Annotated in this window: 28 protein-coding genes and 2 pseudogenes; 21 read left to right on the top strand and 9 right to left on the bottom strand. The window is 60.2% G+C overall.

Going from position 1 to position 26,416, the window contains the following annotated elements:
* Positions 1-4: 4 nt before the first annotated feature.
* From AC1RDQ_RS04870 to AC1RDQ_RS04850, 5 genes and pseudogenes are all read left to right on the top strand, one after another.
* A pseudogene (locus AC1RDQ_RS04870) lies at positions 5-1,381 on the top strand (phosphomannomutase/phosphoglucomutase); the annotation flags it as partial.
* A 17-nt stretch (positions 1,382-1,398) separates the two neighbouring features.
* Positions 1,399-2,304 (top strand): acetylglutamate kinase, encoded by a 906-nt coding sequence (gene argB / locus AC1RDQ_RS04865; RefSeq protein ID WP_053163877.1) that lies wholly within the window; start codon positions 1,399-1,401, stop codon positions 2,302-2,304.
* Between the two features lie 190 nt (positions 2,305-2,494).
* Positions 2,495-2,755: a hypothetical protein gene (locus AC1RDQ_RS04860; protein ID WP_057712744.1), complete on the top strand. Its 261-nt coding sequence runs from the start codon at positions 2,495-2,497 to the stop codon at positions 2,753-2,755.
* Positions 2,756-2,773: 18 nt separating this feature from the next.
* The gene (locus tag AC1RDQ_RS04855; protein ID WP_407515841.1) at positions 2,774-3,346 is read left to right on the top strand and encodes a hypothetical protein; all 573 of its coding nucleotides are present in this window, start codon (positions 2,774-2,776) and stop codon (positions 3,344-3,346) included.
* Positions 3,333-3,716: a hypothetical protein gene (locus AC1RDQ_RS04850; protein ID WP_150812730.1), complete on the top strand. Its 384-nt coding sequence runs from the start codon at positions 3,333-3,335 to the stop codon at positions 3,714-3,716. The genes AC1RDQ_RS04855 and AC1RDQ_RS04850 overlap by 14 nt, the downstream gene beginning before the upstream one ends.
* 145 nt (positions 3,717-3,861) lie before the next feature.
* Here AC1RDQ_RS04850 and pyrE read toward each other — a convergent pair whose 3' ends face one another.
* Positions 3,862-4,506, bottom strand: a complete 645-nt coding sequence (gene pyrE, locus AC1RDQ_RS04845) for an orotate phosphoribosyltransferase (protein WP_034147724.1) — start codon at positions 4,504-4,506, stop codon at positions 3,862-3,864.
* A gap of 81 nt (positions 4,507-4,587) precedes the next feature.
* Between pyrE and crc the strand changes: the two genes are divergently transcribed.
* Positions 4,588-5,367 (top strand): catabolite repression control protein Crc, encoded by a 780-nt coding sequence (gene crc, locus AC1RDQ_RS04840; protein ID WP_003229491.1) that lies wholly within the window; start codon positions 4,588-4,590, stop codon positions 5,365-5,367.
* 107 nt (positions 5,368-5,474) lie between these two features.
* Here crc and gltS read toward each other — a convergent pair whose 3' ends face one another.
* From gltS to rph, 3 genes are all read right to left on the bottom strand, one after another.
* Positions 5,475-6,683 (bottom strand): sodium/glutamate symporter, encoded by a 1,209-nt coding sequence (gene gltS / locus AC1RDQ_RS04835; RefSeq protein WP_492586554.1) that lies wholly within the window; start codon positions 6,681-6,683, stop codon positions 5,475-5,477.
* Positions 6,684-7,076: 393 nt separating this feature from the next.
* The gene (locus tag AC1RDQ_RS04830) at positions 7,077-7,445 is read right to left on the bottom strand and encodes a DUF4870 domain-containing protein (protein ID WP_057712740.1); all 369 of its coding nucleotides are present in this window, start codon (positions 7,443-7,445) and stop codon (positions 7,077-7,079) included.
* Positions 7,446-7,473: 28 nt separating this feature from the next.
* Positions 7,474-8,196, bottom strand: coding sequence for a ribonuclease PH (rph, locus tag AC1RDQ_RS04825; RefSeq protein WP_007989575.1), 723 nt, complete (start codon positions 8,194-8,196; stop codon positions 7,474-7,476).
* A gap of 268 nt (positions 8,197-8,464) precedes the next feature.
* Here rph and AC1RDQ_RS04820 point away from each other — a divergent pair, with 268 nt between their 5' ends.
* The 6 genes from AC1RDQ_RS04820 to AC1RDQ_RS04795 all read left to right on the top strand — a co-directional run bounded on the left by AC1RDQ_RS04820 (position 8,465) and on the right by AC1RDQ_RS04795 (position 13,768).
* Positions 8,465-9,328, top strand: a complete 864-nt coding sequence (locus AC1RDQ_RS04820; protein ID WP_057712739.1) for a YicC/YloC family endoribonuclease — start codon at positions 8,465-8,467, stop codon at positions 9,326-9,328.
* A gap of 12 nt (positions 9,329-9,340) precedes the next feature.
* The gene (gmk, locus tag AC1RDQ_RS04815) at positions 9,341-9,961 is read left to right on the top strand and encodes a guanylate kinase (protein ID WP_046038947.1); all 621 of its coding nucleotides are present in this window, start codon (positions 9,341-9,343) and stop codon (positions 9,959-9,961) included.
* Between the two features lie 167 nt (positions 9,962-10,128).
* Positions 10,129-10,392, top strand: coding sequence for a DNA-directed RNA polymerase subunit omega (gene rpoZ, locus AC1RDQ_RS04810; RefSeq protein ID WP_007921129.1), 264 nt, complete (start codon positions 10,129-10,131; stop codon positions 10,390-10,392).
* A gap of 57 nt (positions 10,393-10,449) precedes the next feature.
* A complete protein-coding gene (gene spoT, locus AC1RDQ_RS04805) occupies positions 10,450-12,555 on the top strand; it encodes a bifunctional GTP diphosphokinase/guanosine-3',5'-bis pyrophosphate 3'-pyrophosphohydrolase (protein WP_008047084.1) in 2,106 nt (701 codons plus the stop codon).
* Positions 12,556-12,579: 24 nt separating this feature from the next.
* Positions 12,580-12,960, top strand: coding sequence for a RidA family protein (locus AC1RDQ_RS04800; RefSeq protein WP_003229509.1), 381 nt, complete (start codon positions 12,580-12,582; stop codon positions 12,958-12,960).
* 67 nt (positions 12,961-13,027) lie between these two features.
* Entirely contained in the window at positions 13,028-13,768 is a 741-nt protein-coding gene (locus AC1RDQ_RS04795) for a hypothetical protein (protein ID WP_057712738.1), read from the top strand.
* Positions 13,769-13,906: 138 nt separating this feature from the next.
* Here AC1RDQ_RS04795 and AC1RDQ_RS04790 read toward each other — a convergent pair whose 3' ends face one another.
* Positions 13,907-14,764: an SDR family oxidoreductase gene (locus AC1RDQ_RS04790; RefSeq protein ID WP_150812725.1), complete on the bottom strand. Its 858-nt coding sequence runs from the start codon at positions 14,762-14,764 to the stop codon at positions 13,907-13,909.
* 188 nt (positions 14,765-14,952) lie between these two features.
* Between AC1RDQ_RS04790 and exbB the strand changes: the two genes are divergently transcribed.
* The 6 genes from exbB (at position 14,953) to AC1RDQ_RS04760 (ending at position 21,885) form a co-directional block, all read left to right on the top strand.
* The gene (exbB, locus tag AC1RDQ_RS04785; RefSeq protein ID WP_090452168.1) at positions 14,953-15,924 is read left to right on the top strand and encodes a tonB-system energizer ExbB; all 972 of its coding nucleotides are present in this window, start codon (positions 14,953-14,955) and stop codon (positions 15,922-15,924) included.
* A gap of 6 nt (positions 15,925-15,930) precedes the next feature.
* Complete coding sequence (gene exbD / locus AC1RDQ_RS04780) at positions 15,931-16,359, top strand: TonB system transport protein ExbD (RefSeq protein WP_007989589.1); 429 nt, start codon at positions 15,931-15,933, stop codon at positions 16,357-16,359.
* Positions 16,356-17,105 carry an energy transducer TonB family protein gene (locus tag AC1RDQ_RS04775; protein ID WP_492586552.1) on the top strand — a complete coding sequence of 250 codons (750 nt, stop codon included), beginning with the start codon at positions 16,356-16,358 and terminating at the stop codon, positions 17,103-17,105. Before exbD ends, AC1RDQ_RS04775 begins: the two co-directional genes overlap by 4 nt.
* Positions 17,106-17,388: 283 nt before the next feature.
* Positions 17,389-18,318 carry a hydrogen peroxide-inducible genes activator gene (locus tag AC1RDQ_RS04770; RefSeq protein WP_008047093.1) on the top strand — a complete coding sequence of 310 codons (930 nt, stop codon included), beginning with the start codon at positions 17,389-17,391 and terminating at the stop codon, positions 18,316-18,318.
* A 9-nt stretch (positions 18,319-18,327) separates the two neighbouring features.
* Positions 18,328-20,403 carry an ATP-dependent DNA helicase RecG gene (gene recG, locus AC1RDQ_RS04765; RefSeq protein WP_492586550.1) on the top strand — a complete coding sequence of 692 codons (2,076 nt, stop codon included), beginning with the start codon at positions 18,328-18,330 and terminating at the stop codon, positions 20,401-20,403.
* Between the two features lie 78 nt (positions 20,404-20,481).
* Positions 20,482-21,885, top strand: a complete 1,404-nt coding sequence (locus AC1RDQ_RS04760; RefSeq protein ID WP_057712733.1) for an aminoacyl-tRNA deacylase and HDOD domain-containing protein — start codon at positions 20,482-20,484, stop codon at positions 21,883-21,885.
* A 141-nt stretch (positions 21,886-22,026) separates the two neighbouring features.
* Here the strand turns inward: AC1RDQ_RS04760 and AC1RDQ_RS04755 are convergent, their stop codons facing one another.
* Positions 22,027-22,398: a helicase gene (locus AC1RDQ_RS04755; RefSeq protein ID WP_090452172.1), complete on the bottom strand. Its 372-nt coding sequence runs from the start codon at positions 22,396-22,398 to the stop codon at positions 22,027-22,029.
* A 202-nt stretch (positions 22,399-22,600) separates the two neighbouring features.
* Between AC1RDQ_RS04755 and AC1RDQ_RS04750 the strand changes: the two are divergent.
* A pseudogene (locus AC1RDQ_RS04750) lies at positions 22,601-22,861 on the top strand (DUF6124 family protein); the annotation flags it as partial.
* An 88-nt stretch (positions 22,862-22,949) separates the two neighbouring features.
* Here AC1RDQ_RS04750 and AC1RDQ_RS04745 read toward each other — a convergent pair.
* From AC1RDQ_RS04745 to AC1RDQ_RS04735, 3 genes are all read right to left on the bottom strand, one after another.
* The gene (locus tag AC1RDQ_RS04745; protein WP_003195589.1) at positions 22,950-23,225 is read right to left on the bottom strand and encodes an HU family DNA-binding protein; all 276 of its coding nucleotides are present in this window, start codon (positions 23,223-23,225) and stop codon (positions 22,950-22,952) included.
* Positions 23,226-23,419: 194 nt separating this feature from the next.
* Complete coding sequence (locus AC1RDQ_RS04740; protein WP_008045504.1) at positions 23,420-24,568, bottom strand: NAD(P)/FAD-dependent oxidoreductase; 1,149 nt, start codon at positions 24,566-24,568, stop codon at positions 23,420-23,422.
* An 18-nt stretch (positions 24,569-24,586) separates the two neighbouring features.
* Complete coding sequence (locus AC1RDQ_RS04735; protein WP_007995385.1) at positions 24,587-24,757, bottom strand: rubredoxin; 171 nt, start codon at positions 24,755-24,757, stop codon at positions 24,587-24,589.
* Between the two features lie 199 nt (positions 24,758-24,956).
* On the opposite strand from AC1RDQ_RS04735, the gene AC1RDQ_RS04730 reads away from it, so the two are divergent.
* Together AC1RDQ_RS04730 and ubiA are read left to right on the top strand one after the other, a co-directional pair.
* The gene (locus tag AC1RDQ_RS04730; RefSeq protein ID WP_057712730.1) at positions 24,957-25,520 is read left to right on the top strand and encodes a chorismate--pyruvate lyase family protein; all 564 of its coding nucleotides are present in this window, start codon (positions 24,957-24,959) and stop codon (positions 25,518-25,520) included.
* Positions 25,520-26,410, top strand: coding sequence for a 4-hydroxybenzoate octaprenyltransferase (gene ubiA / locus AC1RDQ_RS04725; RefSeq protein ID WP_492586548.1), 891 nt, complete (start codon positions 25,520-25,522; stop codon positions 26,408-26,410). Before AC1RDQ_RS04730 ends, ubiA begins: the two co-directional genes overlap by 1 nt.
* The last annotated feature ends 6 nt before the right edge of the window (positions 26,411-26,416 follow it).

Raw genomic sequence — 26,416 nt, 5'->3', positions numbered from 1 at the left:
AATCGCACCCAAGTTCCCTGACAGCATCTTCCGCGCCTACGACATCCGCGGTACCGTCCCGGAATTCCTGAACGCCGAAACCGCTTACTGGATCGGCCGCGCCGTCGGCTCCCAAAGCCTGGCCCAGGGCGAACCGAACGTGTCCGTCGGTCGCGATGGCCGCTTGTCCGGCCCGGAACTGGTCGCGCAACTGATCAAAGGCATCGCCGACAGCGGCTGCCACGTCAGTGATGTCGGCCTGGTCCCGACTCCGGCGCTCTACTACGCCGCCAACGTACTGGCCGGCAAATCCGGCGTGATGCTCACCGGCAGCCACAACCCGTCGAACTACAACGGTTTCAAGATCGTCATTGCCGGCGACACCCTGGCCAACGAACAGATCCAGGCCCTGCACGACCGCCTCAAGACCAATAACCTGAGCAGCGGCCAGGGCAGCATCACCCAGGTCGAGATTCTCGACCGCTACACCACCGAAATCGTCCAGGACATCAAGCTGGCCCGTCGCCTGAAAGTGGTCGTCGATTGCGGTAACGGCGCGGCCGGTGTGATCGCTCCGCAACTGATCGAAGCGCTGAACTGCGAAGTCATCCCGCTGTTCTGCGAAGTGGACGGCAACTTCCCGAACCACCACCCAGACCCGGGCAAGCCTGAAAACCTCGTGGACCTGATCGCCAAGGTCAAGGAAACCAACGCTGACATCGGCCTGGCCTTCGACGGCGATGGCGACCGCGTCGGCGTGGTGACCAACACCGGCAGCATCGTCTACCCAGACCGGTTGCTGATGCTGTTCGCCCGCGACGTTGTGGCGCGCAACCCGGGCGCCGAAATCATCTTCGACGTCAAATGCACCCGCCGCCTGATTCCGCTGATCAAGGAATACGGTGGCCGGTCGTTAATGTGGAAGACCGGTCACTCGTTGATCAAAAAGAAAATGAAACAATCCGGCGCCCTGCTGGCTGGCGAAATGAGCGGGCACATCTTCTTCAAGGAGCGCTGGTTCGGTTTCGACGACGGCATTTACAGCGCCGCGCGGTTGCTGGAGATCCTCAGCAAGGAAAAATCCTCGGCCGAAGAGTTGTTCGCGACCTTCCCGAACGATATTTCTACGCCGGAAATCAATATCCATGTGACCGAAGAGAGCAAATTCAGCATCATTGATGCATTGCACGATGCGCAGTGGGGCGAAGGCGCCGACCTGACCACCATTGACGGCGTGCGAGTCGACTATGCCAAAGGCTGGGGCCTGGTACGCGCATCCAACACCACACCGGTGCTGGTGCTGCGTTTCGAGGCCGATGACGAGGCTGAATTGCAGCGCATCAAGGACGTTTTCCACGCCCAGTTGAAGCGTGTTGCACCTGATCTCCAACTACCGTTCTGATTCACCCGGAGCCCTGAATGACCCTCGAACGCGAAGCCGCCGCCAACACCGCCAAGGTCCTGTCCGAAGCGCTGCCTTACATCCGCCGTTATGTCGGCAAGACACTGGTGATCAAATACGGCGGCAACGCGATGGAAAGCGAGGAGCTGAAAACCGGCTTCGCCCGCGACATCGTGCTGATGAAGGCCGTGGGCATCAACCCGGTGGTGGTTCACGGTGGCGGCCCGCAAATCGGTGACCTGCTCAAGCGCCTGTCGATCGAGAGCCATTTCGTCGACGGCATGCGCGTCACCGACGCCGCGACCATGGACGTGGTTGAAATGGTCCTCGGCGGCCAGGTCAACAAGGACATCGTCAACCTGATCAACCGTCATGGCGGCAGCGCCATCGGCCTGACCGGTAAAGACGCCGAGCTGATTCGCGCGAAGAAGCTCACCGTTACCCGTCAGACGCCGGAAATGACCACCCCGGAAATCATCGACATCGGCCACGTGGGCGAAGTAGTCGGCATCAATACCGACCTGCTGAACCTGTTGGTCAAGGGCGATTTCATCCCGGTGATCGCGCCCATCGGCGTCGGCGCCAACGGCGAGTCGTACAACATCAACGCTGACCTGGTGGCCGGTAAAGTCGCCGAGGCATTGAAAGCCGAGAAGTTGATGCTGCTGACCAACATCGCCGGCCTGATGGACAAGTCGGGCACGGTCCTGACCGGCCTGACAACCCAGCAAGTCGACGACCTGATCGCCGATGGCACCATCTATGGCGGCATGCTGCCGAAGATCCGTTGCGCACTGGAAGCGGTCCAGGGCGGCGTGGGCAGCTCGCTGATCATCGACGGTCGCGTGCCGAACGCGATCCTGCTGGAAATTTTCACCGATACCGGCGTGGGCACCCTGATCAGCAATCGCAAGCGTCACTGATTCAAGAACGTCATAAAGATCGCAACCTTCAGCGGCACCTACGGAAGTATGAATTTTCCGTAGGTGCTGACGAAGTCTGCGATCTTTTTTATGCGTGCAGGAAATGCCTCACTTCAGATAACGAAACGTCCGACATCATTAAGGAATCAATCTGCATAGGATCTTCCCTGCATCCACAGGAGATCTACCCATGCAAAAAGACCATGTTCCATACGGCAGTGACATTTCAGCAGGCACCTACGCCTGCGTAGACTGCGGATTTGAGTATTCAGGCCCGTCGCAAACATCAATGCCACCCTGCCCTGATTTCAAAAAGACCCCTCACACGCGCAAAGCCTGGAAAGTATTGACCGGCCAGGGCGACGCCCCGAATGACCCGTATCCGGAAAAAACCGACAAATCCGTCGAGAACAAAAAGGCCGAGACAACCAGCCCTGCGAGCAAAAAATAGCCACGGAGGCACTGAGCCATGCAGATCTCGTTCACGATCGACGCCCAGGCTTTCGAGCAGGAGCAGAAGGAACCGGTCAAGAAAACCCTGAAGATTTCCGACACGGAAATTGCTCATGCCTTACAGCGTATAGCCAAGGCGAGCCTGACTGAATATTTGAAAATGCTGGTTGAAGGCGGCATGCCGAGCCGGGCCGATGAAGCAAAACAGGACCGTTTGTTGTATCTGATTCAAAACTACTTCGGGCAGACCCTGCCAACCGAATCGCAGATATCGACGATTTTCCAGCTGACTCAGAGCCAAAGCAAAACCCTGCTGAAAAACACGGTTTCACGCTTCCGCAATCAATTGGACGAGATCCTGCAACACAGCATGCGAGCCGTGATCGAGTCTGCGGAGCACGCGCAGACCGTGTATCTGGTGGTGATCAGCTCGGACGTCATCCGCGATGAACTGAACATGCTGATCACCCAGAACGAGCCGACTTTCAAACCCATCATCAAACGCAAAGGCAGTGCCGGGCAGTTCGAAATCAGCGAGGATTCCCACGCGCTGCTGTGCCGGACACTGGGCCTGAATGCCGTTCAGTGACATCGTCGCGGTCAGTGGTTTGCTGCTGACCCTGACCACCTTCATGTTCAACCTGGCATGGCCAAAATTGCATGAAGCGTTGGAACTGGATGAAAAACAACCAGGCCCACTGGCCAGAAAACGTAGCCGAGAGAAGGTTTCAGGCGTTCTGCTCGGCTGCGCCCTGCCCCTGACCTGCGCCTTCACAGCACTTTTTTACGTCAACCTGCCGGCCGCCGCTCGAATCATGCGTGGCAGCAGACTGGATCTGTGGGATTTCGATGTGGACCGCACGCTTTACGTTCTAGTCGTCGTGGCACTGCTGGTGTTCGCGCTATTCAATCTGGGATTGGCACTAAAACTGATAGGAAAATGGCGAAGACTGCACTGACAGCACAAACAAAAAGCCCCTTGTAGGAGCAGCCGGTCGACGCTCGATTGCTCGCGATGGGCGCCAGAGCAACGCGGGCTGCCAGGCACTCCGCATTATCGTTGACGTTTTTCGCGAGCAAGCTCGCTCCTACAGGGTCGGTGTGTCAGACGCCGAACTGGGCGCGGTAGGCTTCCACAGCTGGCAGATGCTGCTTGAGCTGCGGATCGTCCGCCAGGAATTCCAGCACCTGGTTCAGCGAAACGATGCTGATCACCGGGATGCCGAAGTCACGCTCGACTTCCTGGATCGCCGACAACTCGCCGTTGCCACGCTCCTGACGGTTCAGGGCGATCAGCACGCCAGCGGCCTTGGCGCCGTCCTGGGAGGCGATGATCTGCATCACTTCACGGATGGCGGTGCCGGCGGTGATCACGTCGTCGATGATCAGCACTTCACCGGTCAGCGGTGCGCCAACCAGGCTGCCGCCTTCGCCGTGGGCCTTGGCTTCCTTGCGGTTGAAGCACCATGGCAAGTCACGGTTGTGATGCTCGGCCAGGGCCACGGCGGTAGTCGCCGCCAGCGGAATGCCTTTGTAGGCCGGGCCAAACAGCACGTCGAACGAAATGCCGCTCTCGGCAATGGCGGCGGCGTAGAAACGACCCAGCTGCGCCAGGGCCGAACCCGAGTTGAACAGGCCGGCATTGAAGAAGTAAGGACTGGTGCGCCCGGACTTCAGGGTGAACTCACCGAAGCGCAAAACGCCGCGATCGATGGCAAAACGGATGAAATCGCGCTGATACGCTTGCATGAAAAAACCCCAAATACCACGGATTTAGCTAATTAGCTTGACGCCGTGTATCATACACGCACGCGATTTTTGGGGCCATTTATGCGGATCATCAGTGTGAACGTCAATGGTATTCAGGCTGCAGTCGAGCGTGGTTTGCTCAGTTGGCTGCAAGCACAGAATGCCGACGTCATCTGCCTGCAGGACACCCGTGCCTCCGCCTTTGAACTGGATGACCCAGCCTTCCAACTGGATGGCTACTTCCTTTATGCCTGCGATGCTGAAGTCCCCGCCCAAGGTGGCGTGGCTTTGTATTCGCGGCTGCAACCGAAGGCTGTCATCAGCGGTCTCGGTTTCGAGACGGCCGACCGCTACGGGCGCTACCTGCAAGCAGATTTCGACAAAGTCAGTATTGCCACCTTGCTGCTTCCTTCGGGGATGAACGGCGATGAGGATTTGAACCAGAAGTTCAAGCTCATGGACGACTTCGGCAAGTACCTGGACAAGCAGCGGCGCAAACGCCGCGAGTACATTTATTGTGGCTCGCTGTACGTGGCGCAGCAGAAGCTCGACATCAAGAACTGGCGCGACAGCCAGCAATCTCCGGGCTTCCTGGCACCTGAACGTGCCTGGATGGACGAGATTGTCGGCAACATGGGTTATGTCGACGCCCTGCGGGAAGTCAGCCGGGAAGGCGACCAGTACAGCTGGTGGCCGGACAACGAACAGGCGGAGATGCTCAACCTCGGTTGGCGCTTCGACTATCAGTTGCTGACCCCTGGCCTGCGCCGCTTCGTACGCAGCGCACGCCTGCCACGCCAGCCGCGGTTCTCGCAACACGCGCCGCTGATCGTGGACTACGACTGGACGCTGACGATCTAAGTGATTTTTCACTGAGCAGTATGACGGATGGTCGAAAAAATGCCCGTATCGCAAGATACGGGCATTTTTTTATGCACTCTATCCAGAGGTTCCCATCGACCAGAACTTCAAGCCGCGGCGAAAAACGGCAGAGCGAGATACAACTTGATCACAATGACATTAATGATGTCGATGAAGAAAGCGCCCACCATGGGCACCACCAGGAACGCTATCTGCGAAGGCCCGTAGCGCTGCGTCACCGCTTGCATGTTAGCGATGGCAGTTGGCGTGGCCCCCAGTCCAAAACCGCAGTGTCCTGCCGCCAGTACAGCCGCATCGTAGTTACTACCCATGACCCTGAACGTCACGAAAATCGCAAACAGCGCCATGACCAGCGTTTGCGCCGCCAGGATGATGAAGATCGGCAAAGCCAATGCGGCCAGATCCCAGAGCTTGAGTGACATGAGAGCAATTGCCAGAAACAGCGACAAGCTGACATTCCCAAGCACGGAGACTTCACGCTCAAACACTTGATACAAGCCAAGCGCTGAAAGCCCGTTTCGCAAAAGTACACCCACGAACAAGACACAAACGAACGTCGGCAACTCGAATGCGCTTCCGTGGAGCATCTCGCTCAGAAGAGTACCTGCCAGCAGGCTGACGGCGATCAGCGCGAGCGTCTCGATAAACGAAAAGGGTGTGATCGAGCGCTCTTTGTTTGGCTGTTCAAAGCCTTTTGGCACCCGTGGTTTTTCTTGATCAACGCAGCCGGGTACTTGTACGCGCTTGATGAGGTGGCGAGCAACTGGCCCACCGATCAATCCGCCCAGCACCAATCCAAACGTCGCAGAGGCCATCGCAAGCTCGGAGGCAGATGCCAGACCGTACTTCTCACTGAACGTAGCCCCCCATGCAGCACCCGTACCGTGACCGCCGGCCAACGTAACCGAGCCTGTCAGCAGGCCCATCAAGGGATCGAGCCCCAAGAGACTCGCAAGACCGATACCCATGGCATTCTGGACCAGTAAAAACCCGGTGACCGCCAGTATGAAAACACCCACCACCCGCCCGCCCTTCTTCAGGCTGGCGAAATCTGCACTCAAGCCAATGGTGGCGAAAAACGCCAACATCAAGGGTGTCTGCAATGAAGTGTCGAACCGGACCTCAACATCAAAGCCGCGCAAAGCCAGGAGAACCAAGGCAACCACCAGGCCACCCGCTACAGGTTCGGGGATATTGTAGGCGCGTAAAAAACCGACACGCGTGACAAGTCCGCGCCCCAGCAAAAGTACTAAAGAGGCTGCTACTAATGTTCCATAAAAATCGAGCTGAAGCATTCTGGATATTCTTGCTTATATATTCAGGGGCGAACTTTTTACCTGGACACGCCTCTTGAACAGGTTGATGGATCTCAACACTGATTGGTATTAGATTCAGGAGCCGTCAATGGTCTGAATATATCGAAATATTTCTTGATAAATATTACTCGGGGCAACCTTATCAACCGCCAAGTCCAATTGCCAAGCATACAAGCGGCACTGAGCTTTGCAGTTTGTGTCTAAACGTGTAAAAAATATTATGCGCACGAATTAACTTAGTTTGAATAGCGAGCGACCAAGCACGCAATAATAGAGATTAATCTGATTGCAAAAAAACAAATGCCCCGACATGTCGGGGCATTTGTTTTGAATTACGCTGAAGTGTGCGTCAAACAACAGCAGTGTCTTGGCTTACTTGATCAACCGCCATGTGAACGGATACCGATAAGGCTGCCCTTCATTGGCCTTCACCCCGGCAATGATCGTTAGCACCAGCGCACCGATCGCGATCAGGCCAAACAGGAAGAACCCGATAATCACCAGCATCAGCAAGAAGCAGATAGCCGAGGCGATCGCCACGGTTATCTGAAAGTTCAGCGCTTCCTTGCCCTGGGCATCGATGAACGGGTCCATCTCGCGCTTGATCTGCCAGAGAATCAGCGGGCCGATGATCGTACCGAACGGAATCCAGATCCCCAGCAAGGCGGACAAGTGGCAAAACATGGCCCACTGACGCGCCTCTTGGCTCGGCGTGGGCAGCGGCAGTTGCTCGTCACTCATAGTGTCCTCCTTGTCTGGAGCAGCCCGGTCAGTCGGCCAGGGCGGCCTTTTGCAGTTCGAAGATCTCGTTCATGCCTTTCTTGGCCAGCTCGAGCATGGCGTTCAGCTCTTCAGGCTGGAACGGCGCGCCTTCGGCAGTGCCCTGGACTTCGATGAAGCCGCCAGCGCTGGTCATTACCACGTTCAGGTCAGTCTCGGCGGCCGAGTCTTCCAGGTAATCGAGGTCGAGCACCGGCTCACCCTTGTACATGCCCACGGAAACCGCAGCGATCATCTGCTTGACCGGGTCGCCGCCTTTCAGGCCGCCACGCTTCTTGATCACTTTCAAGGCATCGATCAGCGCAACCATGGAACCGGTAATCGAAGCCGTGCGGGTGCCGCCATCGGCCTGGATCACATCGCAGTCGACGTACAGGGTGACGTCACCCAGCTTGGACATGTCCAGCGCAGCGCGCAGGGAGCGACCGATCAGACGCTGGATTTCCAGGGTGCGGCCGCCTTGCTTGCCACGGCTGGCTTCACGCTGGTTACGCTCTCCGGTAGCGCGCGGCAGCATGCCGTACTCGGCGGTCAGCCAACCCTGGCCCTGGCCTTTCAGGAAACGCGGTACGCCCGGTTCAACGCTGACGGTGCAGATGACCTTGGTATCACCGAACTCGACCAGCACAGAACCCTCGGCGTGCTTGGTGTAGTTGCGGGTGATGCGGATCGAGCGGAGCTGATCGGCAGCGCGACCACTTGGACGTATCATAGGGAGTACCTGTACTGGGGACGGAAAACTGCGGAGCATTATAGAGCCGACGGCCGCCACTGGGCACTTCTAAAAAAATCCGCCGACGACCGAGGGCTCTGTACCGCGCGCCGGTGCAGGCCTGCCGCTCTTTGTCACACTGTGTGTTTGGGCGCATCCGCGCCACTGCGCTACAATCCTGCGCCTTTGCTGCCAGTCGGCTTTAATTCATTGATATCGGATTCCCGGAACCTCGGTTCTGTGCCGATCTGCCTTGCGAGGTACCTCCATGGTGCACAGCATGACCGCCTTCGCCCGCGTCGAGAAAGCCGGCGTCCAGGGCACCCTGAGCTGGGAACTGCGCTCGGTCAACAGCCGCTACCTGGAACCCCACCTGCGCCTGCCGGAGTCCTTTCGCGACCTCGAGGGCGCTGTTCGTGAAGCCCTGCGCCAGGGTGTATCGCGGGGCAAGCTTGAATGCACCCTGCGCTTCACCGAAGAAAACACCGGCAAAGCGCTGCAAATCGATCAGGAGCGCGCCGCGCAACTGGTCGCCGCCGCAGAGACCATCGCCAGCCTGATCAAGAACCCGGCAGCGCTGAACCCGCTGGAAGTCCTTGCCTGGCCCGGCGTACTGGTAGGCGACGCCACCGACCCGCAAGCCTTGAACGCCGAAGCGCTGGCACTGTTCAATCAGGGCCTCAAGGAGCTGAAGGCCGGCCGCGAGCGCGAAGGCGCGGAGCTGGCGCGGCTGATCAACGAGCGCCTGAGCGCCATCGAAGAAGACGTGGTGACCTTGCGCGAACTGGTCCCGCAAATGCTCGCCACCCAGCGCCAGAAAGTCCTCGACCGTTTCGCCGACATGAAGGCCGAGATGGATCCGCAGCGCCTGGAGCAGGAAATGGTCATGCTCGCGCAAAAAAGTGACGTCGCCGAAGAACTGGATCGCCTGAGCACTCACATCATCGAAGTTCGCCGGGTGCTCAAATCCGGCGGTGCCGCCGGTCGGCGCCTGGACTTCCTGATGCAGGAACTCAACCGCGAAGCCAATACACTGGGCTCCAAAGCCTTCGACCCGCGCAGCACCCAGGCTGCGGTCAACCTCAAGGTGTTGATCGAGCAGATGCGCGAACAAGTGCAGAATATTGAGTAAGGCTACCCCGACATGACACACAGCACCGGCACCCTGTACATCATTTCCGCTCCTTCGGGCGCGGGCAAGAGCAGTCTGGTCAAGGCTTTGACCGACGCAAATCCGGAGATCCGCGTCTCGGTCTCCCACACCACCCGCGCCATGCGCCCCGGTGAAGTGAATGGCGTGAACTATCACTTCGTCGACCGCAGCGAGTTCGTGAAGATGATCGAGCACGGGGACTTCCTCGAGCGCGCCGAAGTGTTCGGCAACCTCTACGGCACCTCGCAAAGCCACCTGCAGCAAACCCTGGACGAAGGCCACGACCTGATTCTGGAAATCGACTGGCAAGGTGCCGAGCAAGTGCGCAAGCTGATGCCTCAGGCCCGCTCGATCTTCATTCTGCCGCCGTCATTGCAGGCCCTGCACCAGCGCCTGACCAATCGTGGCCAGGACAGTGACGAAGTCATTGACGGCCGGATGCGCGAAGCCGTCAGCGAAATGAGCCACTACGTCGACTACGACTACCTGATCATCAACGACGATTTCGCCCACGCGCTGCACGATCTGAAGGCGATTTTCCGCGCCAATCAGCTGATTCAAAAGCGTCAGCAACAGCGTCACGGCAAATTGCTGGCTGAATTGCTCGGTTAATCAGCTCTTCCCAAAACCGCTGCAAGGGCTTTACATTGGTACTTGCAGCGCGTTGAAGGGCTTGGTCAAAAAATCAGCGCTTCCCTAAACGCTGGTGATTTTTTAAACTGTCGAGTCCGCTCGCCCATCCGGGCAGCGCGCATATTGCATTTGCTACGAGGAAGACCATGGCCCGCGTAACCGTTGAAGACTGCCTAGAACACGTGGATAACCGCTTTGAGCTGGTCATGCTCTCTACCAAGCGTGCCCGTCAACTGGCCACCGGCGGCAAAGAGCCGAAAGTAGCATGGGAAAACGACAAGCCTACCGTCGTTGCCCTGCGCGAAATCGCTGAAGGCCTGATCGACTACGCAGCTATCGCCGAAGCCGAAATCGTTGAAGATGAACCGCTTTTTGCTGCATTCGAGGACGAGTCCAACGAGGCCGTCTAAGCCTATGCCTGGTCGACGTAGCACGGCGCGGGATAAAAGCTTACGGCAGGAGACATCATGCCGAGCATAGACGCCCTCGCCGATCGCTTATCGACCTACCTCGGCAAGGACCAGGTCAACCTGGTCCGCCGGGCGTATTTCTACGCCGAACAAGCCCACGACGGCCAACGCCGCCGTAGCGGCGAGGCGTACGTCACGCACCCACTCGCGGTTGCGAATATTCTTGCCGACATGCACATGGACCATCAGAGCCTGATGGCCGCGATGCTGCATGACGTGATCGAAGACACCGGTATTGCCAAGGAAGCGCTGCAAGCGCAGTTCGGCGAAACCGTGGCCGAACTCGTCGACGGGGTCAGCAAACTGACCCAGATGAATTTCGAGACCAAGGCCGAGGCCCAAGCCGAAAACTTCCAGAAAATGGCCATGGCCATGGCTCGCGACATTCGCGTGATCCTGGTCAAGCTGGCCGACCGCCTGCACAACATGCGCACGCTGGAAGTGCTGTCCGGCGAAAAACGCCGGCGCATCGCCAAGGAAACCCTGGAAATCTATGCGCCCATCGCCAACCGGCTGGGCATGCACGCCATCCGCATAGAGTTCGAAGACCTCGGTTTCAAGGCCATGCACCCGATGCGTTCCGCGCGGATCTACCAGGCCGTCAAACGCGCCCGGGGCAACCGCAAGGAAATCGTCAACAAGATCGAAGAATCCCTAAGCCACTGCCTGGCCATCGATGGCATCCAGGGCGAGGTCAGCGGTCGCCAGAAACACCTCTACGGCATCTACAAGAAAATGCGCGGCAAGCGTCGGGCCTTCAACGAGATCATGGACGTCTACGCGTTCCGGATCATCGTCGACAAGGTCGATACCTGCTACCGCGTGCTGGGCGCTGTACATAACTTATATAAACCATTGCCGGGGCGCTTCAAGGATTACATCGCGATCCCCAAGGCCAACGGCTATCAGTCACTGCACACCACGCTATTCGGCATGCACGGTGTTCCGATCGAGATCCAGATCCGAACCCGTGAAATGGAAGAGATGGCCAACAACGGCATCGCCGCCCATTGGCTGTACAAATCCAGCGGCGACGAGCAGCCAAAAGGCACCCATGCCCGCGCCCGCCAGTGGGTCAAGGGCGTGCTGGAAATGCAGCAACGCGCCGGCAACTCGCTGGAATTCATCGAAAGCGTGAAGATCGACCTGTTCCCGGACGAGGTCTACGTGTTCACGCCCAAAGGCCGGATCATGGAGCTGCCCAAAGGCTCCACGGCGGTCGACTTCGCTTACGCGGTGCACACCGACGTCGGCAACAGCTGCATCGCCTGCCGGATCAACCGTCGACTCGCGCCGTTGTCCGAACCGCTGCAAAGCGGCTCCACGGTCGAGATCGTCAGCGCTCCCGGCGCACGGCCGAACCCGGCCTGGCTCAACTTCGTGGTCACCGGCAAGGCGCGCACACACATACGCCACGCACTGAAGCTGCAACGCCGCTCCGAATCCATCAGCCTCGGCGAGCGCCTGCTGAACAAGGTCCTCAACGGCTTCGACAGCTCGCTGGAGAAAATCCCGGCCGAGCGCGTCAAGGCCATGCTGGTCGAGTACCGCCTGGAACTGATCGAAGACCTGCTGGAAGATATCGGCTTGGGCAATCGCATGGCCTATGTAGTGGCCCGCCGGTTGCTGGGCGAAGGCGAACAGTTGCCAAGCCCTGAAGGCCCGCTGGCGATTCGCGGCACCGAAGGCCTGGTGCTCAGCTACGCCAAGTGTTGCACTCCGATCCCGGGCGACCCGATTGTCGGCCACCTGTCCGCCGGCAAGGGCATGGTCGTGCACCTGGACAACTGCCGCAATATCAGCGAAATCCGCCACAACCCGGAAAAATGCATCCAGCTCTCGTGGGCCAAGGATGTCACCGGCGAATTCAACGTCGAGCTGCGCGTCGAGCTGGAGCACCAGCGCGGCCTGATCGCCCTGCTGGCCAGCAGCGTCAACGCCGCCGACGGCAACATCGAGAAAATCAGCATGGATGAACGCGATGGTCGCATCAGCGTGGTCCAGTTGGTGGTCAGCGTGCACGACCGCGTGCACCTGGCCCGCGTGATCAAGAAACTGCGCGCCTTGACCGGGGTGATTCGCATCACCCGCATGCGCGCCTAAGCCCCTAATTACAAGGAGTCCTACATGACCAAGACTGTTATCACCAGCGACAAGGCCCCGGCCGCCATCGGTACTTACTCCCAGGCGATCAAGGCTGGCAACACCGTTTACATGTCGGGTCAGATTCCCCTGGACCCAAAAACCATGGAACTGGTTGAAGGCTTCGAAGCCCAGACCGTCCAGGTATTCGAGAACCTCAAGGCCGTGGCTGAAGCTGCCGGCGGTTCGTTTAAGGACATCGTCAAGCTGAACATCTTCCTCACCGACCTGAGCCACTTCGCCAAGGTCAACGAGATCATGGGCAAGTACTTCGACCAGCCTTACCCTGCACGCGCCGCCATCGGCGTAGCCGCCCTGCCAAAGGGTTCGCAGGTCGAAATGGATGCCATCCTGGTCATCGAGTAATGCGTACGGCGCAGCCTCGGGCTGCGCCGACTGCTCTGCTGTAAAGAAAGCTTGAAAGGATTCCACCATGCGCAACGCGCTTGTTCTCTCGCTGCTTGCCCTGTTCCTGGGCGGATGTGCCAGCAACCCTGCCGACCGTGACATCAGCGGCACCTGGATCAACCAGGTGGCGATCGATGCTGCCGCCAAAGGCGTCCCCCTGCGTGAAGCGCTCCAGGCCTATGGCCCGAACCTGGAATGGGACATCAACACCAAGGCCGGTCAGGCCCGCTACACCAACGGTTTTGAAAATGTCGATGGCAAGCTGCTGGGTGAAGAGTCCGGCGCCTGGAAAGTCGACTTTTATGGCAGCTCGGCCAGTGAACTGAAGCGTGACGGCAAACAACTGAGCCAGTCCGCCAGCGACAATGAGCCTGAGCAAGTCTTCGACCGCGTACAGATCCAGGTACCGGATGGCGCACCGATGGGTGCCACCTTCGAACGCGCCCTGTATTCAGCCTACATGGGCGGCGGCTGGACAATCGTCAACGGCCCGGGCGAAGGCAACACGGTTCAATTCCAGGCCGACGGCCAGGTGACCGGCCTGCCGGGCAGCGACCGTTATGCGTTGTGCCTGGCCGGCGATTGCGCATCCATGAGCGGCGGCAATGACAACATGTGGCTGCAACTCAATGGCCAGGGCAACGCCTGGATCTTTGCGCGCAAGGGCAAAGAGCTGGAGATTTTCCAGACCGTGAACACGGCGCAGGCGGACGAGATGCCTCAATACACGCCGGGTGATCGCAAGTGGTTGCTGGAGAAGCAATAAGCGTCCCTTGAAAGCACCACGAAACACTGTGGGAGCGAGCTTGCTCGCGATGAGGCCATAACATCCAACATTATCGTTGACTGTTATGCCGCCATCGCGAGCAAGCTCGCTCCCACAGGTGTTTACGGTGCCTGGAAGTCAGCAGCGCCCTTCAATGATCGCCGCATACCCCTCGCGAAAACTCGGATACTTCGGCGTCCAGCCCAACGCTTTGGCCCGCGCATTACTGCAGCGCTTGCTGCCAGTGCGACGCACGCTGTCGTCATCGGCCCATTCGGTCACACCCAGATATTCGCGCAACCAGCCCACCACATCGGCCAGCGCTGCCGGCGCATCATCGACGCCGATGTAGACATCATCCAGCGCCACCCCACGCCGATCCGCCTCAAGCAGGCACGCGATCAACCCTGCGGCATCGTCGGCATGAATCCGATTGGCATACAACGGTGGCTCGACCGCCACGCGATAACCCCGGCGCACCTGGGTCAGCAGCCATTCACGGCCGGGACCGTAAATGCCGGTCAGGCGCACGATACTGGCCGGAATGCCGCTCTTGAGGGCAAGTTGCTCGGCTTCGAGCATCACACGTCCGGAGTAGCCCGCCGCCACGGCCGGTGAAGCCTCGTCGACCCATTCGCCATTCTGCTGACCGTAGACACTGCTGCTGGAAACGAACAACAGGCGATTGGGCATCTGCCCGTAGTCGTCCAGCCACTCCAGCACATGCTCCAGCCCCTGAACATACGCAGCGCGGTAACCGGCTTCGTCGTGATCTGTGGCCGCCGCACAATACACCAGGTAATCCACGGCGCCGATTGGCCAAGTGTCCGGGCAGTCTTTGTTGAACAGGTCACCGGCCACGCCGATGACGCCCTTGGGCAGGCGTGAAACGTCGCGTCGCAGGCCATGGACCTCCCACCCCGCCGCCAGCAATTGCGTGGCCAGGCGGCTGCCGACATCACCGCAGCCGGCGATCAAAACAGTAGGCGCAGACATCAGAAAACTCCCATCGGAAAGCCACAGACTAGCGCCGGCAACAGACAGGCGGCTAGTAATGCAGGAAAAAAAGAGACGCTATTACTTCTGTTAACAAGAATTACTTGCAATAATGCCTCCCCACTTTTGTTCTCGGCCTTCGAGGCTTGGAAGAACATCACCCGTTTTTTCTCTCAGGTCCGGCCAGCATGACACGCAATCAACTCTCCGCTTCGCCAACCAAACGACCTCGCGCCTGGAGCGCGGTGGCCGCCCTGTTCTTCAGCCTGATGCTCGCGCCAGTCGCCGCTTTCGCCGATGCCCAGGCGCCAGCCACACCAGCCGCCACCGCGCCTGCTCCGGCCGATCACGCCGCCCCGGCCGTTGCTCCGGTCGCGACCGATCCTGCCCAGGCCGCACCGACAGAAGCGTTGGGCGAAGACGTCCCTGAAGTCCTCGAAGCCGACAACACCCTGGGCATGGCCCACGACCTGTCGCCGTGGGGCATGTACAAGAATGCCGACATCATCGTGAAAATCGTGATGATCGGCCTGGCCATCGCCTCGATCATCACCTGGACCATCTGGATCGCCAAGGGCCTTGAGCTGATGGGCGCCAAGCGTCGTCTGCGCGGTGAAATCGCCCAACTGAAAAAATCCGCCTCCCTCAAGGAAGCCAGCGCCACCGCGGCGAAGGAAGGCACCCTGGCCAACCTGCTGGTACATGACGCCCTTGAAGAGATGCGCCTGTCGGTCAACAGCCGCGAGAAAGAAGGCATCAAGGAACGCGTCAGCTTCCGTCTTGAGCGCCTGGTCGCGGCCTGCGGTCGCAACATGAGCAGCGGCACCGGCGTGCTGGCCACCATCGGTTCCACCGCGCCGTTCGTCGGCCTGTTCGGTACCGTGTGGGGCATCATGAACAGCTTCATCGGCATCGCCAAGACCCAGACCACCAACCTCGCCGTCGTCGCCCCCGGTATCGCCGAAGCCCTGCTGGCTACCGCGCTGGGCCTGGTTGCAGCTATCCCTGCGGTCGTGATCTACAACGTCTTTGCCCGCTCCATCGCCGGTTACAAGGCTCAGGTGTCCGACGCGTCGGCACAGGTCCTGCTGCTGGTCAGCCGCGACCTCGACCACCAGCCTGAGCGCAGCTCGCAACCGCACATGGTGAAAGTGGGGTAATCGGCCATGGGCCTGCATTTGAAAGAAGGGGCAGACGACGATCTGTCCGAAAACCACGAAATCAACGTTACGCCGTTCATTGACGTGATGTTGGTGCTGTTGATCATTTTCATGGTGGCGGCCCCGCTGGCCACCGTGGACATCAAGGTCGACCTGCCCGCCTCGACCGCCAAGCCGGCTCCGCGGCCAGAGAAACCGGTGTTCCTCAGCGTCAAGGCTGACCAGCGCCTGTTCCTTGGTGAAGACGAAGTGAAGGCCGAAGCACTCGGCGCCACCCTCGACGCCAAGACCCAGGGCAAGAAAGACACGACAATCTTCTTCCAGGCCGACAAAGGCGTGGATTACGGCGATCTGATGAGCGTGATGGACAACCTGCGTTCCGCCGGTTACCTGAAGGTAGGTCTGGTCGGACTCGAGACGGCAGCCAAGAAATGATCACGACGCGCCATAAGCTGATGCGTTACAGCGGTAGCCTGGCGGTGGTGCTGGGCGTTCACGCGCTGGCCATCGCGCTGGCGTTGAACTGGTCCGCCCGTCCGCCCATCGAATTGCCCCCTCAGGCAATGATGGTCGAACTGGCACCGGTTCCTGCCCCGCCACCGCCTGCTCCGCCGAAGGTCGTCACCCCGCCGCAGCCACCGGCTCCGGTTGAAGAACTGCCGATACCCAAGCTCGCTGAAGCGCCGAAAGCTGAAATTGCCGTGCCCAAGCCCGTCAAGCCAAAGCCAAAGCCGCAGCCACCCAAGCCGGTAGAGAAAAAACCCGAACCGCCGAAGGAAAAACCGGCCGAGGAAAAGCCTGCCGAAACGCAACAGACTCAGGCACCAACGGAGAAATCCGCCCAGCCTGCGCCGGGCCCATCGCCTGCTCAATTGGCAGCCAAGGCCAGTTGGCAAGGCACGCTGTTGGCACACCTGCAGAAGTACAAAAAGTATCCTGCAAGTGCCCAGGCGCGGGGCAAGGAAGGCATGAACCGTCTGCGCTTCGTCGTGGATGCCGAAGGCAATGTGTTGTCGTTTGAGCTGGTAGGAGCCTCGGGCACTGCCGATCTGGACCGGGCCACTCTGGAAATGATCCGTCGCGCCCAACCGCTGCCCAAGCCACCGGCCGACATGCTGACCAATGGCTCCATCGAAATCGTTGCACCGTTTGTTTATTCGCTGGAAAAACGCCGCCGTTAAAACAGTACTGCCCCTGTGGGAGCGAGCTTGCTCGCGATAGCGGTCTAACATTCAACGCAGATGTCGAATGCTGGGCCCTCATCGCGAGCAAGCTCGCTCCCACAGAGATTTCTGCCAGCAGGAAGCTCGCGTTCCAAGCCCAAAAGGCACCGAAAGGTGCCTTTTGCATATCTGCCAGCGGCAAACTGGGATTACCCGGTGTCACTCGACACACTCAGTCTGATAACGTGCGTCTATCGATTGCAGCCGGTATGCTTGGCCCGCAACTACATGGACGCTTGCTATGACCCTCACAGAATTACGCTACATCGTTACCCTCGCCCAAGAGCAGCACTTCGGCCACGCGGCCGAGCGTTGCCACGTCAGCCAGCCGACCCTGTCGGTGGGTGTGAAAAAGCTTGAAGACGAACTCGGTGTGCTGATTTTCGAGCGCAGCAAAAGCGCCGTGCGCCTGACGCCGGTCGGCGAAGGCATCGTGGCCCAGGCCCAAAAGGTATTGGAACAAGCCCAAGGCATCCGCGAACTGGCCCAGGCCGGCAAGAACCAGCTGACCGCCCCACTCAAAGTCGGCGCGATCTACACCGTCGGGCCGTACCTGTTTCCGCATCTGATTCCACAACTGCACCGGGTCGCCCCGCAGATGCCGTTGTACATCGAAGAAAACTTCACCCACGTGCTGCGCGACAAACTGCGCAACGGCGAGCTCGACGCGATCATCATCGCCCTGCCGTTCAATGAAGCCGACGTGTTGACCCTGCAGCTCTACGACGAGCCGTTCTACGTGCTGATGCCGGCGCAGCACCCGTGGACACAAAAGGAATCCATCGACGCCAGCCTGCTCAATGACAAGAGCCTGTTGCTGCTCGGCGAAGGCCACTGCTTCCGCGATCAGGTATTGGAAGCCTGCCCGACCCTGACCAAAGGCAACGACGGCGCCAAGCACACCACCGTGGAATCCAGCTCCCTGGAAACCATTCGCCACATGGTCGCCTCGGGTCTCGGGATTTCGATCCTGCCGTTGTCGGCGGTCGACAGCCATCACTACGCCCCCGGCGTGATCGAGGTGCGTCCGTTGTCGGCACCCGTACCGTTCCGCACCGTGGCCATTGCCTGGCGCGCCAGTTTCCCGCGCCCGAAAGCGATTGAAATCCTCGCTGACTCCATTCGCCTGTGCTCGGTCGCCAAGCCAGCGGCGCAAGTCGCTGCGGGCTAAGCAACGGTCATGAACGAGTTGTCGCAAGTGTCGGTGACGGCACTCAAGGGTGTCGGTGAAGCCATGGCCGAGAAACTGGCCAAGGTCGGCCTGGAAAACCTCCAGGACGTGTTGTTTCACCTGCCCCTGCGTTATCAGGACCGCACTCGCGTGGTGCCAATCGGCGCACTGCGGCCCGGTCAGGATGCGGTCATCGAAGGCACTGTCAGCGGTGCCGATGTGGTCATGGGGCGTCGGCGCAGCCTGGTAGTCCGGTTGCAGGATGGCACCGGGGGCTTGAGCCTGCGCTTCTACCATTTCAGCAACGCGCAAAAGGAAGGCCTCAAACGCGGCACGCGGATTCGTTGTTACGGCGAGGCACGGCCTGGTGCTTCGGGGCTGGAGATCTACCACCCGGAATACCGCGCCATCACCGGCGACGAACCGCCGCCGGTGGATGAAACCCTGACCCCGGTCTACCCGCTCACCGAAGGCCTGACCCAACAGCGCTTGCGCCAGTTGTGCATGCAGACCCTCACCCTGCTCGGCCCCAGCAGCCTGCCCGACTGGCTGCCGAGCGAACTGGCCCGCGACTACCAACTGGCACCGCTGGCCGATGCGATCCGCTACCTGCACAACCCGCCCGCCGATGCCGACGTCGATGAACTGGCCCTCGGTCACCACTGGGCGCAGCACCGTCTGGCTTTCGAAGAACTGCTGACCCATCAACTGTCGCAACAGCGCCTGCGAGAAAGCATGCGCGCCCTGCGTGCTCCAGCGATGCCCAAGGCAACGAAGCTGCCAGCCAAATACCTGGCCAACCTCGGCTTCAGCCCGACCGGTGCCCAGCAGCGGGTTGGCAACGAAATCGCCTATGACCTCAGCCAGCACGAACCGATGCTGCGGCTGATCCAGGGCGATGTCGGCGCCGGCAAAACCGTGGTCGCCGCCCTTGCCGCACTGCAAGCGCTGGAGGCCGGTTATCAGGTCGCGCTGATGGCGCCCACCGAGATTCTCGCCGAGCAGCACTTCATCACCTTCAAGCGCTGGCTCGAACCGCTGGGCATCGAAGTTGCGTGGCTGGCCGGCAAGCTCAAGGGCAAGAACCGCGTCGCCGCGCTGGAGCAAATCGCCAGCGGCACGCCGATGGTGGTCGGCACCCACGCGCTGTTCCAGGACGAAGTGCAATTCAAGAACCTGGCACTGGTGATCATCGACGAACAGCACCGTTTCGGCGTACAGCAGCGTCTGGCCCTGCGGCAGAAAGGCGTCGGCGGGCGCATGTGCCCGCATCAGCTGATCATGACCGCCACGCCGATTCCGCGCACGCTGGCCATGAGTGCCTACGCCGACCTCGACACCTCGATCCTCGACGAACTGCCCCCCGGCCGAACCCCGGTCAACACCGTGCTGATCACCGACACCCGACGGATCGAAGTCATCGAGCGAGTGCGCAGCGCTTGCGCCGAAGGGCGTCAGGCCTATTGGGTGTGCACGCTGATTGAAGAGTCGGAAGAGCTGACCTGCCAGGCAGCGGAAACCACTTTTGAGGACCTCACCGCCGCCCTCGGCGAACTGAAGGTCGGGCTGATCCACGGCCGCATGAAGCCTGCGGAAAAAGCCGCGGTGATGGCCGAATTCAAGGCCGGCAACCTGCAATTGCTGGTCGCGACCACGGTGATCGAAGTCGGCGTGGACGTGCCCAACGCCAGCCTGATGATCATCGAGAATCCTGAACGCCTGGGTCTGGCGCAATTGCACCAGTTGCGCGGCCGCGTCGGCCGGGGCAGCGCCGTCAGCCATTGCGTGCTGCTCTACCATCCGCCGCTGTCGCAGATCGGCCGCCAGCGCCTGGGCATCATGCGTGAAACCAACGATGGTTTCGTCATCGCCGAAAAGGATCTGGAACTGCGCGGCCCCGGCGAAATGCTCGGCACCCGGCAGACAGGTTTACTTCAATTCAAGGTCGCCGACCTGATGCGCGATGCCGATTTGCTGCCCGCCGTGCGGGATGCCGCCCAGGCATTGCTCGAGCGCTGGCCGACCCACGTCAGCCCGCTACTCGATCGATGGCTGCGTCATGGCCAACAATACGGCCAAGTGTGACAACCGTCACGGTTTCTGAGGCGTGGCCCCAAGCAAGCTGGTTATACTCCTGCAATTGTTTAAGTCCGGATACAGACCATGACCGACGTTGCCTTCGCACCCGACACCCCGCACGCTCCGTCGGTTATTCGGCTGATGCTGGGCAAGTTGGGCATTGCCTACGAAGAAGTGCTGGACCGTCACGGTCTCAATGCCGCGCGCAAAGTGCAGGCTGTTCTCCTGGATGACAGCATTGGCGTATTGATGGTGCTGTTCCCGCAGAGCCAATTGCTGGACCTAAATCGCCTGACCGAACTCACCGGTCGCCGCCTCGCCGCCGTACCCACCGAACGCCTGACAAAAATGCTCGGCAAGCACAATCTCAGCTTGCTGCCGGGCTTGCCGGCGCTGACCAGTTCACCGTGCCTGTATGACGAAAGCCTGCTGCGCGAGCCGAAGTTGCTGATCAACTCCGGTGAGCCGGGCGTGCTGCTGGAAATCACCAGCGAAGACTTCAAGGCGACCATGCTGACCAAGGCCAGCGCCGCCAACTTCGGCGAAAACCTGACCAGCATCCGTCCCAACCTCGACCGCCCCGATGACGACCGCGAGGAAATCACCCAGGCCGTCCAGGCGTTCACCGCACGGCGTATCCAGCAGCGTCTGGAAGCGACCATCGAAATTCCGCCGCTGGCCGAAACCGCGCAAAAAATCATCAAGCTGCGCGTCGACCCCAACGCCACTATCGACGACATCACCGGCGTGGTCGAAACCGACCCGGCGCTGGCCGCACAAGTGGTGAGCTGGGCGGCATCGCCCTACTACGCGTCGCCGGGAAAGATCCGCTCCGTTGAAGACGCCATCGTGCGCGTGCTGGGCTTCGACCTGGTGATCAACCTGGCGCTGGGCCTGGCCCTGGGCAAAACCCTGAGCCTGCCCAAGGACCACCCGCAACACTCCACCCCGTACTGGCAGCAATCGATCTACACCGCCGCCGTCATCGAAGGCCTGACCCGCGCCATGCCGCGCGCCCAGCGTCCGGAAGCCGGCCTGACCTACCTCGCCGGCCTGCTGCACAACTTCGGCTACCTGCTGCTGGCCCATGTGTTCCCGCCGCACTTCTCGCTGATCTGCCGTCACTTGGAGGTCAACCCGCACCTGTGCCACAGCTACATCGAGCAACACCTGCTGGGCATCAGCCGCGAACAAATCGGCGCATGGCTGATGCGCCACTGGGACATGCCCGAAGAACTGTCCACAGCGCTGCGCTTCCAGCACGACCCAGCCTACGACGGCGCCTACGCCGAGTACCCGAACCTGGTCTGCCTGGCCGTACGCCTGCTGCGCAGCCGTAACATCGGCTCCGGTCCCGACGAAGACATCCCCGACGCCCTGCTCGAACGCCTCGGCCTGAGCCGCGAAAAAGCCAACGACGTGGTAAGCAAAGTGCTGGAAGCCGAGATGCTGCTGCGCGAACTGGCTTCGCAATTCACTCAAGGCTGAAAAGCATCGCGAGCAAGCTCGCTCCCACAAGGATCACCAAAACCTTGTAGGAGCGGGCTTGCTCGCGAAAGTCGTCAACGATGACGCGTGCATCCTGGATAAACGCGGGGGGGCTTGAGTTTCTCGCGAGCAAGCTCGCTCCTACACCTTCTTCGGCTTCAAATACTTCGTCAGCCCCTGGAACCAGATCACCAGCGCCGGGTTGCCCTTGATCTGAATCGACTTGTCCTGAATCCCCGTCATGAACGCCAGCTGCTTGTTCTTCGCCTGCATCGTGGCAAAGCCATACGCGGCGTCTTTAAAGGCAATCGCAAACGCAGGCTCGGCATGCACACCCGATTGACTGGTGATGCGCTGGTCCTTCACGCGGAAATGCCGCGCCACTTTCCCGTCCAGGGTCTGCAGCTGAAAGACCAGGTCCTTGTCACCCAGCTGCTGCTGAAACGCCGGATTATTCCGGCTGGCCTTACCCATCAACAAACCCAGCATCCACAGCAGAAAACGAAATTTCATGCGCACAGCCTCAGAAGGAAAATGAACGGCTTGGGCAGTTTAACGGCTTCAGGCGATAACACCAGTATCTGCTTGCGTTAGAAGAAGATCAGAACTATTACCCTCACGATGACCACCAAGTCACAATTATCAAAACTTCCTTCAAGACCACTCCACACACCACTCCTACACCAAACGAAACACATTCTGTAGGAGCTCAACGAAACGCAGCGGCCAACTCTTCAGCGTCTGCCCGGACATCAACACCGAAGCACTCCTGGCCAACGCCTCGGAAGATCTGCTGTCCATCAGCGCCATCGCCGCTGACCTGGCCGATGATGTAGACGGCTCACACCGCTCAGTAGCCCTGGCGATCAGTCGCGTGGCTGAGGGTACGCATTTGCTGGTAGAGCGGGCGCTGGATCATCTGGATGAGCCGGAAATGGCGGCGGTTCTCGCCAAGCAACAAAGCGGGCTTGGCTGATTCGCACCCACAAAAAATGGGCACCCAACCCTGGTTGGCGTGCCCATTTTTTATTCCACTCCCCCGCTACGCGGAAGGTGAAAACGGATTACGGATTAACGCTGTCTTTCAACGATTTCCCAGGCTTGAAAGCAACGGTGTTGCTGGCCTTGATTTTGACGGGTTCACCGGTTTGCGGGTTTTTGCCGGTGCGGGCACCGCGATGGCGTTGCAGGAAGGTGCCGAAGCCCACCAGCGTCACGCTGTCTTTGCGGTGCAGGGCACCGGTGATTTCTTCAAGAACGGCGTTGAGAACGCGGTTGGCTTGTTCTTTGGTGAGGTCTGCTTTTTCAGCAATGGCTGCAGCGAGGTCTGGTTTACGCATGTGAGTGAAGCCCCTTTGACGGTTTGTTGTTGTTATGTCCGTGCTGCTCTCTACGGAGCAGCGCCCAAAGCGCCGCAGATGCTCTACTCTGCGGCAGACGGGAGTGAGGATGGCACGCAGTGAGGCCCCGCGCCAGTATCGGCGCGGCCATTGTTAGGGCAAAAGGGGGGTGATTCCGACAGAACGACCGGTATTTATGCCAACAGGGCCGGAAGCTCTTTGTTCAGGGCCAGTTTTTCCATCACGGCGGCACCGGTGAGGGCGTAACCGAGCAGCTTGCCCGCGGCATCGCGGCATAAAACCTTGATGTCGGCGCCCTGCCCTTCGACTGTCCAGATGCCCTCTGCGCCCCGTGGCGGCGGGGACACCACCAACGGGCAGACCGGGGTCTTGACGGTGATCGGCATCGGGCCATAGGTGACGGCGGTCGGGTTGCCGGCCAGGGTTTGCGCCAGCGCTCGCGCACAGCTCATCAGGGGCATCACGTACAGCAGGTTCAGCCCGTCGACCTCGGCGCAATCGCCCAGGGCGTAGATGTTGGCGTGGGAGGTCTTCAGGTGCCGGTCGACCATGATGCCGCGGTTGACCTGCAGACCGGCCGCAGCCGCCAGGTCGACGCGCGGTCGCAGGCCAATGGCCGAGACCACCACGTCGCACGGGATCACCTGGCCATCGGACAGGTGCGCTTCCAGGCCGTCAGCCACGCGCTGCAGGCGGTTGAGCACCGGCCCGAGGTGGAAGCGAGCGCCAAGGCTTTCGAGGCCTGCCTGCACCGCAGCGGCGGCCGCCGGGTGCAACAGGGTCGGCATGACTTGTTCGCACGGCGCAACCAGCTGCACTTCGTAGCCACCCAGGGTCAGGTCGTTGGCGAACTCGCAGCCGATCAGGCCGGCGCCGAGCAGCAGCACGCGGCGCTTGCCGGCTGCCGCCGCACGGAAGCGTGCGTAGTCTTCCAGGTCGTTGATCGGGAACACGCAGTCCGCCGCGTCACCTTCAATGGGTACACGCACGGTTTCGGCGCCCCAGGCCAGGATCAGGTCGCGGTAGATCACCGCTTCTTCACCGATCCACAAGCGCTTGTGGCCCGGGTCGATGCCGCTGATGCGCGTGTGGGTGCGTATTTCAGCCTTGAGCTGTTCGGCCATGGCGCCGGGTTCGGCCATGCTCAGGCCGTCGGCATCCTTGTTTTTGCCGAAGCCGGTGGAGAGCATCGGCTTGGAGTAGGAGCGCCCGTCATCGGCGGTAATCAGCAGCAGCGGGGTTTCGCTATCGAGTTTGCGAAACTCGCGGGCCACGTTGTAGCCAGCCAGGCCGGTGCCAATGATTACGACAGGTGCGTTCATTCCTTACTCCTCAATTATTCAGGCAGCGATTTCGATCATTTCAAAATCCATTTTGCCCACACCGCAGTCCGGGCACAGCCAGTCTGCCGGGACGTCTTCCCAACGGGTGCCCGGCGCAATGCCGTCATCCGGCCAACCGTCGGCTTCGTTGTAGATCAGGCCGCAGACGATACATTGCCACTTTTTCATCAGGTACTTCCTCAGGGTTCAGGCGTTTTGCCGGCCGGACGGTCGATGGTTGTAGCACTGCCGTCCAACTCAGCGCGTTTTGTACTGATCGGAGCCATCGGATGCAAGCCTGTTCGGCGCAACGGCAGGCCATTTCAATCGATATCGGCGGCTGACATGTTAAGCTCGCCGCCTCATTTGCTGCCAATAATGACTCATTGTGCATCACACAGAATCCCCCTCTCCAGCTCCTCTCTGGCTCTCGCGCAGCGAACTGGCGCCCCTCCCCGATGCCTCCACCCTCGACTGGCTGTTCGACGAAGGCTCGCTGACCAGACGTCTGATTCATCTGTCGAATGACGCCTTCAGCGTCTCGCCGATGTTCGAAGGCTGGCAGCCCCTGCGTGCCGACGAATGCGCAGCACTGGACCTGGCCGATGGCAGTGAGGGCTGGGTCCGCGAGGTGTATTTGCGTGGTCATGGCCAGGCGTGGGTGTTTGCGCGCAGCGTGGCGTCACGCAGTGCATTGCAAGGCGACGGCTTGCACATGGACGAACTGGGCAGCCGCTCGCTGGGCGAATTGCTGTTTTGCGATCAGGCCTTCCAGCGCCGGGCCATCGAGGTTTGCCATTATCCGCAAGCGTGGCTGCCCGCCGAGGTGCAATCGCCTGGACTGTGGGGCCGCCGCTCGCGCTTCGACCGCGGCGCCTTGAGCGTTTTGGTGGCCGAAATTTTCCTGCCTTCCCTGTGGGACGCCGCCTGCGCCCAATCGGAGAACCGTTGATGTACCAAAGCCTGCTCAAGTCCTTGAACCGCTTGAACCCTCGGGCCTGGGATTTCATTCAGCTGACCCGCATGGACAAGCCGATCGGCATTTACCTGCTGCTCTGGCCAACGCTGTGGGCGCTGTGGATTGCCGGCAAGGGTTCGCCCTCCCTGGCCAATATTGTGATTTTCGTCCTTGGCGTGGTGCTGACTCGCGCTGGCGGCTGCGTGATCAACGACTGGGCGGACCGCAAGGTCGATGGTCATGTGAAGCGTACCGAGCAGCGGCCGCTGGTGAGCGGCAAGATCAGCTCCAAAGAGGCACTGGTATTCTTCGCGCTGCTGATGGGCGTGAGTTTCCTGCTGGTGCTGTGCACCAATGCCGCGACCATTTGGCTGTCGTTGGGCGGCCTGGCGCTGGCGTTCAGTTACCCGTTCATGAAGCGCTACACCTATTACCCGCAAGTGGTGCTGGGCGCTGCATTTTCGTGGGGGATGCCGATGGCGTTCACCGCAGAAACCGGTGAACTGCCGGCTGTCGCATGGCTGCTGTGGATCGCCAACCTGATGTGGACCGTGGGTTACGACACGTATTACGCGATGACCGACCGCGATGACGACCTGAAGATCGGCGTGAAATCCACGGCGATTCTGTTCGGCGACGCGGACCGGGCGATCATCCTGACCCTGCAAGGGCTGGCGCTGGGTTGCCTGTTGCTGGCGGGTTCGAAGTTCGAGCTCGGTGGCTGGTTCCACCTTGGATTACTGGCGGCCGCGGGCTGCTTTGCCTGGGAGTTCTGGTACACCCGCGACAGGGACCGCATGCGTTGCTTCAAGGCGTTTTTACACAACCATTGGGCAGGGTTGGCGATTTTTGTGGGGATTGTTTTGGATTACGCAGTGCGTTAACGCCAT

It is taken from the genome of Pseudomonas sp. GW823-FHT02E01, assembly GCF_058797535.1.
This window is presented reverse-complemented; position numbering and strand designations above follow the sequence as displayed.

Bases quoted from the DNA above. Each gene is read 5' to 3' on its own strand.
- argB (WP_053163877.1), top strand. From the start codon at position 1,399: ATGACCCTCGAACGCGAAGCCGCCGCCAACACCGCCAAGGTCCTGTCC.
- AC1RDQ_RS04860 (WP_057712744.1), top strand. From the start codon at position 2,495: ATGCAAAAAGACCATGTTCCATACGGCAGTGACATTTCAGCAGGCACC.
- AC1RDQ_RS04855 (WP_407515841.1), top strand. From the start codon at position 2,774: ATGCAGATCTCGTTCACGATCGACGCCCAGGCTTTCGAGCAGGAGCAG.
- AC1RDQ_RS04850 (WP_150812730.1), top strand. From the start codon at position 3,333: ATGCCGTTCAGTGACATCGTCGCGGTCAGTGGTTTGCTGCTGACCCTG.
- pyrE (WP_034147724.1), bottom strand. From the start codon at position 4,506: ATGCAAGCGTATCAGCGCGATTTCATCCGTTTTGCCATCGATCGCGGC.
- crc (WP_003229491.1), top strand. From the start codon at position 4,588: ATGCGGATCATCAGTGTGAACGTCAATGGTATTCAGGCTGCAGTCGAG.
- gltS (WP_492586554.1), bottom strand. From the start codon at position 6,683: ATGCTTCAGCTCGATTTTTATGGAACATTAGTAGCAGCCTCTTTAGTA.
- AC1RDQ_RS04830 (WP_057712740.1), bottom strand. From the start codon at position 7,445: ATGAGTGACGAGCAACTGCCGCTGCCCACGCCGAGCCAAGAGGCGCGT.
- rph (WP_007989575.1), bottom strand. From the start codon at position 8,196: ATGATACGTCCAAGTGGTCGCGCTGCCGATCAGCTCCGCTCGATCCGC.
- AC1RDQ_RS04820 (WP_057712739.1), top strand. From the start codon at position 8,465: ATGGTGCACAGCATGACCGCCTTCGCCCGCGTCGAGAAAGCCGGCGTC.
- gmk (WP_046038947.1), top strand. From the start codon at position 9,341: ATGACACACAGCACCGGCACCCTGTACATCATTTCCGCTCCTTCGGGC.
- rpoZ (WP_007921129.1), top strand. From the start codon at position 10,129: ATGGCCCGCGTAACCGTTGAAGACTGCCTAGAACACGTGGATAACCGC.
- spoT (WP_008047084.1), top strand. From the start codon at position 10,450: ATGCCGAGCATAGACGCCCTCGCCGATCGCTTATCGACCTACCTCGGC.
- AC1RDQ_RS04800 (WP_003229509.1), top strand. From the start codon at position 12,580: ATGACCAAGACTGTTATCACCAGCGACAAGGCCCCGGCCGCCATCGGT.
- AC1RDQ_RS04795 (WP_057712738.1), top strand. From the start codon at position 13,028: ATGCGCAACGCGCTTGTTCTCTCGCTGCTTGCCCTGTTCCTGGGCGGA.
- AC1RDQ_RS04790 (WP_150812725.1), bottom strand. From the start codon at position 14,764: ATGTCTGCGCCTACTGTTTTGATCGCCGGCTGCGGTGATGTCGGCAGC.
- exbB (WP_090452168.1), top strand. From the start codon at position 14,953: ATGACACGCAATCAACTCTCCGCTTCGCCAACCAAACGACCTCGCGCC.
- exbD (WP_007989589.1), top strand. From the start codon at position 15,931: ATGGGCCTGCATTTGAAAGAAGGGGCAGACGACGATCTGTCCGAAAAC.
- AC1RDQ_RS04775 (WP_492586552.1), top strand. From the start codon at position 16,356: ATGATCACGACGCGCCATAAGCTGATGCGTTACAGCGGTAGCCTGGCG.
- AC1RDQ_RS04770 (WP_008047093.1), top strand. From the start codon at position 17,389: ATGACCCTCACAGAATTACGCTACATCGTTACCCTCGCCCAAGAGCAG.
- recG (WP_492586550.1), top strand. From the start codon at position 18,328: ATGAACGAGTTGTCGCAAGTGTCGGTGACGGCACTCAAGGGTGTCGGT.
- AC1RDQ_RS04760 (WP_057712733.1), top strand. From the start codon at position 20,482: ATGACCGACGTTGCCTTCGCACCCGACACCCCGCACGCTCCGTCGGTT.
- AC1RDQ_RS04755 (WP_090452172.1), bottom strand. From the start codon at position 22,398: ATGAAATTTCGTTTTCTGCTGTGGATGCTGGGTTTGTTGATGGGTAAG.
- AC1RDQ_RS04745 (WP_003195589.1), bottom strand. From the start codon at position 23,225: ATGCGTAAACCAGACCTCGCTGCAGCCATTGCTGAAAAAGCAGACCTC.
- AC1RDQ_RS04740 (WP_008045504.1), bottom strand. From the start codon at position 24,568: ATGAACGCACCTGTCGTAATCATTGGCACCGGCCTGGCTGGCTACAAC.
- AC1RDQ_RS04735 (WP_007995385.1), bottom strand. From the start codon at position 24,757: ATGAAAAAGTGGCAATGTATCGTCTGCGGCCTGATCTACAACGAAGCC.
- ubiA (WP_492586548.1), top strand. From the start codon at position 25,520: ATGTACCAAAGCCTGCTCAAGTCCTTGAACCGCTTGAACCCTCGGGCC.